Origin of the sequence: Kothea flammea (assembly GCF_052161645.1) — a bacterium.
Classification (GTDB): domain Bacteria; phylum Planctomycetota; class Planctomycetia; order Pirellulales; family Pirellulaceae; genus Laterigemmans.
Genome location: NZ_CP197414.1, coordinates 7,285,357 through 7,299,567, shown reverse-complemented (window position 1 = coordinate 7,299,567; position 14,211 = coordinate 7,285,357). Strand labels below are relative to the sequence as shown.

General features: G+C 57.3%; 12 protein-coding genes. 9 read left to right on the top strand and 3 right to left on the bottom strand.

Annotated elements, in window-relative coordinates; all coding sequences use genetic code 11:
- Positions 1-33: 33 nt before the first annotated feature.
- Both SH139x_RS27265 and SH139x_RS27260 read right to left on the bottom strand, forming a co-directional pair.
- On the bottom strand, positions 34-1,644 hold the full coding sequence (locus tag SH139x_RS27265; RefSeq protein ID WP_488356108.1) for a serine/threonine-protein kinase: 1,611 nt from the start codon (positions 1,642-1,644) through the stop codon (positions 34-36).
- A 23-nt stretch (positions 1,645-1,667) separates the two neighbouring features.
- On the bottom strand, positions 1,668-2,318 hold the full coding sequence (locus SH139x_RS27260) for a sigma-70 family RNA polymerase sigma factor (protein ID WP_488352872.1): 651 nt from the start codon (positions 2,316-2,318) through the stop codon (positions 1,668-1,670).
- Between the two features lie 421 nt (positions 2,319-2,739).
- Between SH139x_RS27260 and SH139x_RS27255 the strand changes: the two genes are divergently transcribed.
- The 9 genes from SH139x_RS27255 (at position 2,740) to SH139x_RS27215 (ending at position 12,682) form a co-directional block, all read left to right on the top strand.
- Entirely contained in the window at positions 2,740-3,753 is a 1,014-nt protein-coding gene (locus SH139x_RS27255) for a hypothetical protein (protein ID WP_488352871.1), read from the top strand.
- Between the two features lie 62 nt (positions 3,754-3,815).
- Positions 3,816-4,067, top strand: a complete 252-nt coding sequence (gene rpmA / locus SH139x_RS27250; RefSeq protein ID WP_488352870.1) for a 50S ribosomal protein L27 — start codon at positions 3,816-3,818, stop codon at positions 4,065-4,067.
- Between the two features lie 83 nt (positions 4,068-4,150).
- Positions 4,151-5,350 carry a GTPase ObgE gene (gene obgE / locus SH139x_RS27245; RefSeq protein WP_488352869.1) on the top strand — a complete coding sequence of 400 codons (1,200 nt, stop codon included), beginning with the start codon at positions 4,151-4,153 and terminating at the stop codon, positions 5,348-5,350.
- Positions 5,347-6,276 carry a type III pantothenate kinase gene (locus tag SH139x_RS27240; RefSeq protein WP_488352868.1) on the top strand — a complete coding sequence of 310 codons (930 nt, stop codon included), beginning with the start codon at positions 5,347-5,349 and terminating at the stop codon, positions 6,274-6,276. The genes obgE and SH139x_RS27240 overlap by 4 nt, the downstream gene beginning before the upstream one ends.
- Positions 6,277-6,379: 103 nt before the next feature.
- Positions 6,380-7,699 (top strand): hypothetical protein, encoded by a 1,320-nt coding sequence (locus SH139x_RS27235; RefSeq protein ID WP_488352867.1) that lies wholly within the window; start codon positions 6,380-6,382, stop codon positions 7,697-7,699.
- An 8-nt stretch (positions 7,700-7,707) separates the two neighbouring features.
- Positions 7,708-8,901 carry a M20 family metallopeptidase gene (locus tag SH139x_RS27230; RefSeq protein ID WP_488352866.1) on the top strand — a complete coding sequence of 398 codons (1,194 nt, stop codon included), beginning with the start codon at positions 7,708-7,710 and terminating at the stop codon, positions 8,899-8,901.
- Positions 8,902-8,967: 66 nt separating this feature from the next.
- On the top strand, positions 8,968-9,861 hold the full coding sequence (locus tag SH139x_RS27225) for a DUF58 domain-containing protein (protein WP_488352865.1): 894 nt from the start codon (positions 8,968-8,970) through the stop codon (positions 9,859-9,861).
- Entirely contained in the window at positions 9,858-11,852 is a 1,995-nt protein-coding gene (locus SH139x_RS27220; protein ID WP_488352864.1) for a VWA domain-containing protein, read from the top strand. Before SH139x_RS27225 ends, SH139x_RS27220 begins: the two co-directional genes overlap by 4 nt.
- A 215-nt stretch (positions 11,853-12,067) precedes the next feature.
- Positions 12,068-12,682, top strand: coding sequence for a Uma2 family endonuclease (locus tag SH139x_RS27215; RefSeq protein ID WP_488352863.1), 615 nt, complete (start codon positions 12,068-12,070; stop codon positions 12,680-12,682).
- 57 nt (positions 12,683-12,739) lie between these two features.
- Here SH139x_RS27215 and SH139x_RS27210 read toward each other — a convergent pair whose 3' ends face one another.
- Positions 12,740-14,209, bottom strand: coding sequence for a PQQ-dependent sugar dehydrogenase (locus SH139x_RS27210; RefSeq protein ID WP_488352862.1), 1,470 nt, complete (start codon positions 14,207-14,209; stop codon positions 12,740-12,742).
- Positions 14,210-14,211: the final 2 nt, after the last annotated feature.

The window sequence follows — 14,211 nt, the reverse complement described above, 5'->3', positions numbered from 1 at the left end:
TTAGCAGACGAGCAGTTTGCTGCTCACAACATGCTACATCTCTAAGTTGCGGGAATGCCGACGGCGATGGTACTTGAGGCCGGGGAAAAAGAAGCAGGCTGCGGCGATGAAGCCGAAAATCAAGTGGCTATAGCGAGGTAGCACCGCCATCAGCAGGCTGGACATCAGCAAGGCGATTGCTTGGATATAGAATGCTCCGTTGAAGATGCCCGCTTTGACCAGGAACACCATCGCCGCGAGGATCCCCAGCAGGGGCGAGAGGGTGAGCGCTTCGAGCCCCAACCACCATTCCAGTGGGAATAGCATGGCAATGCCAATCATGCTGGCCGCCCACAGGTGGGCGACTTGTCGTTCCACAAACGTCACCGGGCCCATGCGTCTGCGCAAGAACCAAAAGACGCCGGCCCATGCTCCCAGGCCAACGATCCACAGCGCCTCATAGGCCCAGCGTTGGGTCACGCCGGAAATCTCCAGCCACCAAGTTGCCGTGCAGACGACCAGCAAGACCAGGCTGTGCCACATCCACAGCATGCCCCAGTTTTCCAACACGTGGGCATGGTGTGTTTCGCGAAAGAGTCTCGCCACGACTTGACCGAATTGGCCTGATCTGGCGGCGATCGCTTCGTCTTTGAGATAGGCCTCCAGGTCATCAGCGAATTGGTCGGCCGAAGCGTAGCGTAAATCGACTGGTTTTTGCAGGCAGCGGACCACGATCATTTCTAGGTCGCGATCGAGGCCGGGCCTTAGCGCTCTGGGTGGCGGTGGATCTTGTTCCAGCACCAGCAGCATCAGTTCCACCGGCGAATCGGCCACCAGCGGCGGACGACCGGTGAGTGCGTGATAAAGGACGCAACCGAGTGAATAGATGTCCGAAGCGGGACCGACGATCATCCGCGAACCGGAAGCTTGTTCGGGAGACATATAAGCGGGCGTTCCCACGATCGCCCCGCTGCGAGTTAGCTTTGTTTCGTCACTGAATTTTTTAGCCAGCCCAAAGTCGGTGACGTGCGGCTTGCCCTGCCCGTCAATCAGAATGTTGGAGGGTTTCAGGTCGCGGTGGAGGATGCCTTGGCGGTGTGCGTAGCCAATGGCTCGCGCGGCAGCCAGCACGATCCGAGCTGCTTCGCGCTCTGGCATCGGGCCTTCGGCTAACCGATCGGCCAGGGTCTCGCCATCGATCAACTGTAAGCTAAAAAAGGGACGACCCTCGAAATCGCCGACGTCGTAGACGGCGGCGATGTTGGGGTGTTGGAGCCGCGCGGTTGCGGCTGCTTCGGCCAAAAAACGGGACAAGTCGGCTTCACTGGCCAACCGCCCACGCAAGATCATCTTCACCGCAACGGCACGCTGCAGACTGAGCTGAGTCGCTCGGAAGACGACTCCCATGCCACCGCGGCCGATCTCTTCTTCCAGGCGGTAGTCGCCGATCGTTGTCGGCAAAGTGAGTCCTCGCCAGGAACTGTCGCTGGCCGGTTGAGGGACCTCCTGCTGTGATAGTCCGGTGGCGTCGGTCACCATCACGGTCCCCCAAAGGGTCCGCAGATCGTCGGCCAAATCTGGATGGGCGGCGCAAGTGCCGTGAAAATCAATCCGCTCGCCTGAAGCCACACGGTCGGCCAAGTCGGACAGCAAATCGGCTAGCATTTGCTCGCGAACCTCCTCCGAATTCACGGCTCGCCCATCCCTTCGTATTGTTCATCAAGCAACTGGCGAAGGCGGCGAATGGCCCGCAAGTATCGCATGCTGGCAGCTGGGGGGTTGAGATCGAGCGCCGCGGCAATCTCTAAATTGGAGAGATGCTCGAAGTGTCGCATGGTGATGATCTCACGATCTTGATCGGCCAATTGGGTGATTGCATCCTCCACCCGTCGGGCGATTTCTTGCTGGGTGGCGGCGGCGGCCGGCGTGATCCCTGGGTCGCACAGCTGGATCGCCAGTTCCACGGTGGAGTGATTGGGCCCGGCGCTGGCGGCCATCGGCTGCTCGCGATCCATACTCCGTTTGGCACTCACCCGGTGGCGGCGGTAGGTGTCGATAATGTGGTCCCAGGCAATTTGACGCAGCCACAGATGAAAAGCCATATCGGGGCTTTCCAGGTACTGTCGCAGCCGTTTGCTGGCCTCGACCATTACGTCTTGGACAACATCACTGACATCGACCCGCTGTTGCACACGGCGGTCGAGACGCATCTGCACGAGCCGACGGACTGGTTGACGATGTTGCTCCAGCAAGTGATTGATTGCGCTGGCATCGCCGACTTTGGCAGAATTTAGCCAATTTTGTGTCTGTTCGTCGTCGGGCCACAATTTTTTCGACATGAACTCGTTTACTTTTTCCTGGGAACCTCGCTCCGTTTAGCCGGCGCTCGCCGAATCGCGTGCCGCGGAGAGCAGATTGCTCTGCTGTATCATACCGGCTTGCATACCGGCTGGAGCAAACAATTTGCCCACAGGGTCAGCAAAATCGGTCTCATCAGTAAAGCGGCTACCCGGCGGTCGACGATCTGGGCAGATTTTCGCAACTTCGGGGCAGCGCCGGACAGATCATCCAACTAGACTCGGTAGTTAAACCACCAAGTGGCTTCATGCGTACAGCTCAGAGAAAAGCGTGAAAAATGCCGACGCGAGAAATTTGCCGTAAAAAATGCACGGTGAACAATTCGCAGTGAAAAAACCACCTTGCCGACTGCGCTGGCAGCCTGCACGCAATCCCGTTCGCGTCTAACATCCCAATGATGCTATGAAATTTCGATTTCGCCTATTACCCGTGCTGCTAACAGCTGTCTGTTTGATGTCTGGCGGTTCGCTGGCTGTGGCGCAAACCGAGGGGGAAATTCAGGTCGAAGAGACCCGTTTTGCTCCGGGGACCGTGATCGTCGTGCCACCTTCGCCGGAGCCCGAAGAAACATTCACGGGGCCGATTTCTTTGCAGGATTTGATTGATTCGCACCCCGAAATCGCCTGGACCGACCCTGATTTTCCCGAGGGCAAGCCTTATTTTGACGCGCGAACGCGGACGCTCGTGGAAATGGCCCGCCAAGTCATTTTGCGGCGGGAAATTTATTGTTTCGAGTTCGCCTTTAAGCCGCTGCGGCAGATGGTGATGGACGTTCCTCAACCCAACGGGCGTCTGCAACGCAAGCTGATTTGGTACATGGTGTACCGCGTTCGTTACACGGGTGGTGATTTGCGGGCCGCCCAAAGCAGCGAATCCGACGCAGCGATTGATTCGCTGTTTTCGCGAATTGAAAAAGTCTCTTATGACTCCCGTCGCTTCTTCCCGCTCGTTGTGCTCTCGGATCTGGAATCGAAACAGGAATTCACCGATCGGATCATTCCCGCGGCCAAGCAACTGATCAAGACTCGCGAAAAGATCTCTGCACCGCTGTACGATAGTGTTGAAATCACAGCGGTCCCGATTCCGCGAAGCAGCGATCCGGCCGCCGAAGGCGTGTGGGGCGTGTTGACCTGGGAAGATGTCGACCCCTCGATCGACTTTTTGTCGCTCTATGTTTATGGACTCACCAACGCCTTCCAGCAGGAAAGCAAAGTGGCCGCTGCTCCTGGGAAGCGTCCCACGTTGATCAAGAAAGCTTTGCAGCTGAACTTTTATCGCCCCGGCGACGAAGTGCTGCAAACCGAAGACAGAATTCGCTTTGGCGTACCCGCTTTCACCGACGAGAGAGAGCAAGCTTATGTGCTGGAGCAGTATGGTTTGGAAAAGCGGGTTGATTACCGCTGGATATTCCGTTAAGCTTCGGAGTTGAAATACCGAACATCCGGATCAACTCCCTATTTTCAAATTTCAGACGAAAAATGGCACATAAGAAGGGTCAGGGCAGTAGCCGCAACGGACGCGACAGCAACGCCCAACGCCGTGGTGTAAAGCGGTTTGGTGGCCAAAAAGTCACCGCTGGTAGCATCATCGTTCGCCAAGTTGGCACTAAGTTTCACCCCGGCCGCAACGTCGGCATGGGAAATGACTACACATTGTTCGCACTTGTCGATGGCACCGTGCGCTTTGACCGTGAAGGTCGTCGCGTGAATATCGATTCCTTGGCGAGCTAGTTCGGCTTTCCGCCGTTCGCTTATCAATCAACCTCCGCAGCGTCGCCCGGTGAGGTGACGTTGCGTTTTTTATTGCGCACTCCATGTTTGTTGACTCCGTCAAAATTGAACTCCAAGCCGGTCGCGGTGGTGATGGCTGCATGAGTTTTCGCCGCGAAAAATATGTCGCCCGAGGTGGCCCCGATGGCGGCGATGGCGGCGATGGGGCGAGCATCATTCTGCAGGCTCGCGAGGGGGTTAATAGTTTGGCCGATTTTGTCGGCCACGGTATTTGGCGGGCCCCCAAGGGGAGTCCTGGTTCTGGCTCCGGACGGCACGGTCGCAATGCGCGCGACTTAACCTTGTACGTGCCCCCTGGCACGACGATTATCGATGCCAACGAAGGCTTTGTCATTCGCGATCTCGTTCGCGATGGTGATCAATTAGTGATCGCTCGCGGCGGCAAGGGGGGGCGGGGAAACACGCACTACAAGACCTCCACCAACCGTGCCCCGCGGGAATTCACTTTCGGGCAAGAAGGCGAGGTCCGCCAGGTCATTCTGGAGCTGAAATCGATTGCCGATGTGGGATTGGTGGGCAAGCCGAACGCGGGCAAGAGTACGCTGCTCAGCCGGCTCAGTCGTGCCCGTCCCGAAATCGCCGATTATCCGTTTACCACAAAATATCCCAATTTGGGCCAGGTCGATGTTTCGGCCGACCAGCGGTTTATTTTGGCTGATATTCCCGGCTTGATCGCCGGGGCGAGCGACGGTGTGGGGCTCGGCCACGAATTCCTCAAGCATGTGGAACGGGCTGGGATTCTGATCCATTTGGTCGAGCCGACTCCCACCGACGAGTCAGATCCGCTAGAGAATTATCAGTCGATTCGCCATGAGTTGTCGGCCTACAGCAGTGAGCTGGCTCACCGCCCCGAGATTATCGCCGTTACCAAGGCCGAACTTCCCACGGCTGGTGAAGTTGCCGAGCGGTTGCGTGTATTGGATCCGGAGAATGTTCGCCAAGTCCATTTGATCAGCGCCGTGACTGGAGAGGGGCTGAGCGAGTTGTTGCGTGAAGTTTGGACGCGGCTCTCTGAATCGCGGGAGGTTGCCAAAGCGAATGCCAGCAGCGGTTCCTCTTTCGAACTTCAGCAAGCGGCCACCACGGAAGTCAAACAACCCGTTACCAAAAAGCCTGCGAAACAAGCGGCCAGGCGGCCACCACATTTGTCGGGCCCCACAGCACAGTTATCCGAGGAGAATCCTCCCTCGCGATATCAGGACCCTGAGGATAGCACCCCGTGAGTTCGCCGCCGCTGATCGCCGTCGATATCGGCAATTCTACCGTCAAGGTTGGGATGTTGGCCCCGACCCCGATTGCCGGACCGAATGACCAGGGGGGGGCGACCAGTTTTGCTGCGCACGAAGCGAGCGAGCTCGAACTACGCTCTTGCCAACTCTCCCTAACGTCCACTTCGCACGACCACGATTGGCTCAGCAATCTGCTATCAACGGTCGACAATTGGTTGCTCGGTCCCGAGCTGCGTGACGTCCGGCCGATTTCCAGCACGCCCACTCGCGAGAACCTCTCTCCCGCCTCCCGACCAGCCGCGCGTTGGTTTGTGGCCAGCGTGAATCAACCAATCGCCACGCTGCTGCGACAACAACTCTTTACAACCCACTCCACCGATGTCTGGAAATTACTGACTCGTCGTGATGTGGAGTTGGATCTCGACGTGCGTCATCCGGATGCGGTCGGGATCGATCGTTTGATCGGCGGCAAGGGCGCTTTGAAGTTTGCCAGCGACGGTGATGTGATCTTGGTCGATGCGGGTTCCGCGGTGACCATCGACCTGCTCCGCGAAAATCGGTTTTTAGGCGGCGCGATTCTTCCCGGTCTGCGATTACAGCTCGATGTACTTAACCGTTCAACGGCCCAATTACCGCTGGTCGACCCCGCGCTGCAGCAGCAAGTTGCACGCGCTCAACTAGAATTGCCCGGCCGCGACACCTCGGCGGCGATGCGGAGCGGCGTGCTGCTGGGACTGGCCGGCGGCATCGACCGGATCGTATATGAATATGGTGAGCAGTGTGGGAAAACACCCGCCCTGGTGCTGACCGGCGGTGATGCCCTGCCCCTCTCCCGCTTGATTCGACATCGTTGCCTGGTTGAAGAAAAATTGGTTTTAAAGACCATTCTGCGCATTGCCGCTGGCGGGCGGGTAAAATAACGTGGCGGCGAGCGGCTGCTAACTATCCGCCGCCGTTCGATTTTGCTTGTTCTGGGCCGGCAGAATTGTCAGGCACATCGGACCTTTGCAGGGAGAGCCTCGAATGTCAGCCGACCCACTTGCCAATCTGCTGCCCGCAGCCGACCCGTTGGCTCCCTTCGTACCTATCAACCCGCCGCCGCTGCCGGTATCGGTTTCTGCTCCCGAGATCCCGCAACTCGAGATCGTTACGGAGACGACTTCCCCAGGCGAAATAATTCAGCCAGGTGTGGTTGCTCCGATGTTTGCCGCGGCCGATCTGGCTACGCTGGCCAACACCAGCGGCGGGCCGGAGGAAACTCGCGTTCGCCGGCGGAAGTCGCGATCACTGGCAGGGCCCTTGATGGGGTTGTTCGTAATTTCCTTGATCGCTGGCGTCGGTGCTTGCGCCTACATCCTGGCTAATGGATATCGGTTAACTTCCGATGGACGCGTGATTGCTGGCGGAGATGACGCGGCTGCGAAACGAGTGATCAATCAGCCCCGGCAAACTGGGAACGCTGACGCCGTTAGAGCGCCGGTTGATCGGGTGATGGGGCCTGCCGCGACGGCTAACAAACCGACTGCCGGGGCGCCGCCAGCGGCTTCAAATCAGCCGAGCAACAGTTCCCTGCCGGCGATCCCCGCTGAGCCACTCGCTGAGCCAGATCCTGCCCAGCCCAGCATGGAACCAGAGCCCAGCATGGAGCCAGAGCCCAGCATGGAGCCGGAACCTAGCATGGAGCCGGAACCTAGCATGGAGCCGGAATCTGCCGCCGCTAACGACCCGACTCCCGTCCCCGCTACGGAACTGCAGCCCACTCCAGAGCCGCAGTCCCAGCCCGCTGAGCAATCCACAGCGGAGATGTCTGCCTTGCTGGGGAACGTGACCCAAGCGTTGCGGGCTGGCGAGTTGCCTGCTGCCAGTCAAGCGATATCGCAAATCGAATTGTCAACGTTGAGTCCTGCTGGGAAAGAACAGTTGCAGCGATATGGGCTGTTAGTTGAGTTGGCGGAGCACTACACCGAGGGGATTCGCCGGGGGATGACCAAGCTGCGAGCGACGGAAACGTTTGAATTGGCTCCCGGTCTGGAAGTCCTGGTTGTGGAATCATCGGCCGAGCGAATCAGCCTCAGGCTGAACGGTCGTATCAAGTCCTATATACTGCCAGCACTGCCACTGGTGTTAGCTCACCGGTTGGCCGACTTTGGACTTCCCGCCGACGACCCGGTTGCCAAGGCGGGGCGTGCCGCATTCCAATCATTATGGCCCCGTTCCACGGTTGGTCATCGCTTGCAAGCGTTCGGTTGGTGGAATGAGTTATCAAATAGTCAATCAGAAGTCGACGTCACGGGATTGGAAGCGATCATCCGAGAGCTGTTCGACATACCTCCCACGGAATGAGTTGAGTTTTGGAATTATCGTTTGTCGACGACGCACGTCATACGTTGGAACATTTGATTCGTTTCGCCAGTCCCAGCCATGCCTCGAACGAGCCGATTACGGGCTGGGTTGAGCATCGTCTGCAGGAGTTGGGATTTGAAACCGAGCTGGTTTCTTATACCGATGCCTCGGGTGCGCGAAAGTGCAATGTGTTGGGTTATCGGGCTGGTCAGGCAACGGCGGCGGTGCGCCCCGATGCGGCTCCGATTCCTCCCAGCGGTGGGTTGGCCTATTTTGCCCACACCGATGTCGTTCCCGCGGATGATTGGGAAGCACCGGGTGGGCCTTTCGATCCTGAAATCCATGACGGTCGGCTCTACGGCCGCGGCTCGTGTGACATGAAAGGTTCCCTCGCCGCGATGTTGGCTGCGGTCAGGCGGATTCCCGTGGAGGAGCAAATCGCCCCGCTGTGGATCGTCTGCACAGCTGACGAAGAGGTTGGATTCCTCGGTGCCAAGCAAGTCCGCGATAACTCCAAATTTTTTCGCACGATGGTGGCTGGGCAACCTGTTGGCATTGTCGGTGAACCGACTCGCCTGAATGTGGTGCACGCTCATAAAGGGATTACCGGTTTCAAGCTGACCAGTCGGGGGCGCGCCGCCCACAGCAGCACCAGTGAAGGCCGCAACGCGAATTTGGCTATGGTGCCCTTGTTGGTCGAACTGCTGGAAATTGACCAGGCCACGCAAACCGACCCGGCGCTCCGTGATGAGCGATTCGAGCCACCCACGCTGTCATGGAATTTTGGCGTTTCCGATGGAGCGAGCGCCGTCAACGTGACGCCGGGGCAGTCTAAAGCTTGGGGTAGCTTGCGGCCGATGCCCACGATCGATGGTCTACCACTGATCGAACGCGTGCGGCACAAAGCTCAAACGCTCGGCATCCTGTTTGAAGAATATCACGGGGGTGGTTATCTGTGGGTCGAACCTGACCATCCCTGGGTCCAGCAAATGTGTAAGCTGGCTGGCGTTCCGCAACCAAAGACAGCCAGTTATTGCACCGATGCGGGCCAGTTCACCGAGCTTGACTCATTGGTCGTCTGTGGGCCGGGCGACATCGCTCAAGCACACACCACCGATGAATACATCGAACTCGATCAACTCTCCGCCGGTGTTGATCTTTATGAACGCGTGATCCGGGCTGTCTGCTGTAAGGAGAGCTGATCGGTTACAATGTGACCGCTGCCAGGTTCCACGGCTGAGATAACCGAAAGAGAAACCAGTTCCATCATGCCACCGTCAACCGCCGCCACCGAACTGCTCTCGCCCGAGTTGCTAGCTCGCTTAGAACGCTTGGAGCTCGTTTCTCGAAGGGTCTTTCGGGGGCGCCTCAAGGGCGAGCGACGTAGCAAACGTAAAGGCCAAAGCGTTGAATTTGCCGACTTTCGCAATTACACCCTGGGAGACGACTTGCGGTTTATCGACTGGAATCTTTATGCCAGACTCGATCGCTTGTTCCTCAAACTTTTTCTCGAAGAAGAAGATCTTCACTTTTACACTTTGATTGACGCCAGCGCGTCGATGGGATTTGGCAGCCCCACCAAGCTGCACGTCGCCAAACAGCTCGCCGCCGCCTTGGGGTATGTCGGGTTGTGCCGTGCTGACCGCGTTAAGGTTTCCGCCTTGGGACCGCCGGCGGGTTCGGCTCCCGTGCTGCGTGGTAGATCTTCCATGTGGCGGATGATCGATTATCTCAATAACATCGAGCCGATTCATAACGTCTCTTTGGCGGAAGGGGTCAAGGATTTTTGCTTGCGGAGTCCCGGCAACGGAGTCGTGCTGCTGATCACCGACTTGATGGATAAAGCGGGCTATGAATCGGCGCTGCGAATGCTGGTGGGACGACGGATGGATGTGTTTTTATTACATCTGCTGGCCCCCGAAGAACTCGATCCGCCGCTCAGCGGCGACATTAAGCTGGTTGATGTCGAAGATGGTGATTTAGCGGAGATTACCGTCAGCCGGATATTGCTGAAGCGTTATCGTGAGACGTTGGCCTCGTTCATCGAACAGGCAAAGACCTTTTGCGCGCGACGGGGCGTGACCTATCTGCGGCTCCGCAGTGACGAACCGGTCGACCGGATGGTGACCAGCTATCTCAGAACGCACGGGGTGGTGCGATGAATTTCATTCCCGCTCTGCCTAACTGGGGGCTCTATCTGCTGGGGTTAATTCCGCTGGGGATCGTGCTGCTGTATTTCCTCAAATTGCGGAGGCAGCCGCTGACGGTACCGAGCACTTTTTTGTGGCAACGCACCATCGAAGATCTGCATGTCAATAGTTTGATCCAGCGGTTGCGAAACAATCTGTTGTTAATCTTACAGTTGCTGTTCATGCTGTTGTTGCTGCTCGCCGTGTTGCGCCCCGGTTGGCAAGGTGAAAACAGTGCCGGTCGACGCATCATCTTCTTGCTCGATGCTTCGGCCAGCATGGCGGCTACTGATATGCAAGCGGGGCGATCACGGTTCGCCCATGCGCAAGATAAGATTGTTGAACAAATCGCCGCCATGGGTAGCGATGACCAAGCGATGCTGATCGCCTTTAGTGATCGCGCCGACATCTTGCAAGAATTCACGAATGACCAATCGAGATTGACAACTGCGGTTAAAGCGGCGGAAGTCAGCTCTCGGGCGACCGACATGGGTGAAGCCTTGCGGGCGGCGGCTGGTTTGGCAAATCCCAATCGCACCAGCCAAGCGGGCGATGTGAACGACGTGCAGGTTGCCGATGCGGCCCCGGCCGACTTGCTGATCTACTCCGATGGCCGCATGGATCAGCTCAATGATTTTAGTTTGGGCAACCTCTCGCCAACCTATCACATGATCGGGTCACGTGAGAGTCAAAATGTGGCCATCGTCGCTTTCCATGCCGAACGAAATGTTGAGCAACCAGACCGCTTGCAAGTGTTTGCTCAATTGGCCAACTTTGGCGAGCGGACCATGGATGTTGTCGCTTCCCTGACGATGAATGGTGAATTGATCGAAGCTGCTTCGGTCACCCTGACGGCCGGTGATCAGCAGGGGCTGCCCTTTACCATCGAGGCGGCCGATGCCAGCGAGCTGACGTTGACGCTCGAGGGTAGCGACGGCAAACCACTGGCCGATGATTTGCAGGTGGATAACGTTGCCTTTGCCGCCTTGGCTCCCGCTCGCGACGTTAGCGTCTTATTAATTACACCGGGCAACACCGCGCTCGAATTGGCACTGGGGACCCAGCAAGCGACCAAGCTGGGGATCGCCGAAGTTCGCGCGCCAGATTATTTGCAGAGCGAACAATATCAACAACGTGTCGCCAGCGGTCGCGACGACTTGATCATCTATGACCGCTGTTCCCCGGCAACGATGCCGCCGGCGAATACCTTTTTCATCGGCGCGGTTCCGCCGGGCGAATGGCAGCAAGGAGAATTAACGGGTCCAATCTTGCCGATCGATATCGATCGCACCCATCCAATTATGCGATACCTTGAGCTGTTTTCGCTGAGGATCGTCGAGGGCTACTCGCTCACGGCTCCTCGCGGAGCGACGACATTGATTAGCGCTGATGTGGGGCCCGTATTGGCGATCGCCCCCCGCGACGGTCTGCAAGATCTGGTGATGGGCTTTGAAATCATTAGTGAAATGGAGGATGGCGCCACCTCTTTCAACACCGACTGGCCAGTGCAACGGAGTTGGCCTGTGTTTGTCTTTAACGCGATGCGGTTTTTGGGTGGGGCGATCGATACCAGCGGCGCGACCACTGTCCGTCCCGGCGAAACGGTTCCGCTGCGAGTTGACAATCGCCTGCGTGCGGTGCGAGTTGAAAATCCCCGTGGCGACCGCGAAACGCTCAGCGTCGGACCAGCCGGCAGTGCGCCTTTCGCCGATACCGACCGCACGGGTCTCTATCGCGTCACTCCAGTTGAAGAAGAGGACGTACTCAGCCTGTTCACCGTCAATCTTTTTGATTTGCGCGAAAGCGAGATCACTCCGCAGGAATCGATTGAACTTGGCTATGAAACGATCGAAGGCACGATCGTAGCGACTCCGCAGCGCAGCGAAGCGTGGCGCTGGTTGCTGCTGGGATGCTTGGGCATCCTGGCAACTGAGTGGCTGATTTTTAACCGTCGCCTGCTTTAGCGTGCCAAGTGGCGACGATTAAGTTTTGCTGCGCTGGTGTCTGGCCTTTGGGCGATCCGGATTGCGCTTGGTCAGCTGAAGCCGGTACACCAGCGCAATTTAACTCACAACCTCACTTTCCCCCGTTACCTTGTTTCTGGTCGTGCATCCAGTTGTGAAGTACAATCGACGCGTCGCGCTAGTCCACCTACGGTCCACTCATTTCGACGATCGCTATGTCTTCTGCTTCAAATGCCAAGCCTCAGCCCGAACCGACTTGGGCAGTTGCACATCTGTTTCCGCCGCAGGGGCAGTGGTCGGAGAATGACTTTTATGCGTTGCATGGCAATCGCATGATTGAGCTTATTGACGGAAACCTAGATGTCCTGCCGATGCCCACATGGTTGCACCAGTTGATTGTAAAGTTTTTGGTGCGCGCTGTTGAAGTCGCTTCAGCGGGCGTCGGGGAAGTGCTGGATGCACCACTGCCGATTCGGCTTTTCGAAAAGAACATTCGTGAGCCCGATGTGATGTATTTCGCCCCAGGCAGCGAACCGAAAGACCCGCGTGGGTACCCGACCCATGTTGACCTTGCGATGGAAGTCGTCAGCGAAGGGGCCGAGGCAGCGAAACGGGATTATGAAGACAAACGCCGAGACTACGCTCGAGCGGGCATCCCCGAATACTGGATCGTCGACCCTGAGCAGCAACGCATCACGGTTTTGGTGCTCGACAAAACCACCTATCGACTGCATGGCGAATTTACTGCCGGCCAAACCGCTTCGGGCGTTTTGCTACCCACACTTGAAATCGAGGTGTCGCGAGTGATGCAACTGGGGACGACTAGCTAGAAAGGGTCAACCTCGAATGGCTGATTTCTAGCCGCCGTCGGCTGTGTTGCGGTTAGTTCAGCGAGCCAAATAATTCAACGTGTAATAGGCTTCGGGATGTAGTAGCGGTTGATCCGCTTCGTTGCGCACGCCGCTGGCGTTCAGTTCGTGCACATGCCCACGTTGCAGCCCATCGACCAGCAGCCGTACTCGGCGGTTGTCATCATACAATTCAATGGCAGTGATCGTTGGTTGCGTGTGATCGACTTCGGGGCTGCCATATTGCTCGCGGTAAATGTATGTGTAAGTTTGTAATGAATAACTATCGAGTTTTTGTGCTGACTGCGGATCGACCGGCTCGGTCATGACCAAATCAAAGCCACCTTTGATGGCTCGCATTTCGAGGATTTCAAAGGGAACTTTGCCAGTCCAATTAACACGCTGTAACGCAAACTCTCGCGGGCCGCGGGAGCCCCAGCCTCGATTTGTGCCACCCACAAACATCGCGCCGCTGGGATCCATTTCGACGGCCACGCTGCCCGAAGCGAAACCGGAGAGAAAGGGGAAACAGGCTCCCTGGTAATGTCCCTCGACCTTTTCCAAAAAGACTCGCATCAGCGTCGAATTCGATTGATCAGCAACAAATAGTTGATTTTCAAAGGGGCCGAACTTGCCATCACTGGTGTCGCAGGCGACGCCAGATGCCGATTTACCCATCTTGTCATAAGGGAACATGACGGCCGTCGGTTCCAGCTCGGGTAGGCGATCCGCTTCGATCATCATGCGGCTGTTATCGTTGGGCGTTTCGGGTTGCTCGCCCAGCGTTTCCGCCGCCAATTCGTACCAGCGGAAACCACCGGGATGCCCCATGAATTTACCTGGAACCAAATGTTTGAGTCCACAAGTGCCGTTCCAAGGGCCTTGGTTGTCGGTGTAAAAGACATCGCCCGTGGCGTTAAAGCCAATGCCTCCGGGAGAGCGAATGCCACTCGAGGTGGGCGTGACCGTGCCGTCGGCGCTCACTCGCAAGCACCAGCCGCGATAGGGCACGCTGCTGCCAAACGATCCGGTCAGGCAGAGCACCACCCACTGGTTGCCATCTTTGTCAAACTTGGAACCAAAAGCATATTCATGGTAGTCACCACTGATCTCCCAACCTTTGGCGACGACTTCGAATTGATCGGCCAACCCATCACCGTCGTTGTCGCGGATGCGTGAAATATCTGGCCGTTGGGTGACGTACAACCAACCATCTCGCAGGGCTAAACCGAGTGGCTCGTGTAAGCCCTCGGCAAAGCGGCTGAATTGCTCGGCCTTGACCTCATCGGCCAGCGGTTGCTCGACCAGCCAAATTTCCCCACGTCGCGTGGCCACGGCCAGCCGACCATCTTCCAGTGGTTGCAAGGCGCCCACCTCAAGCACTTCTCCGGCGGGCAGCTCAAAGGTGGTCAGTTTGTAATAGTCGGCTTCCTGAGCTTGTTGGGCAAAGCCACTTGAGATAGCCAACAGGCTGCAAACCAAACTTGTGATAATCAAATTAGCTTTCATGG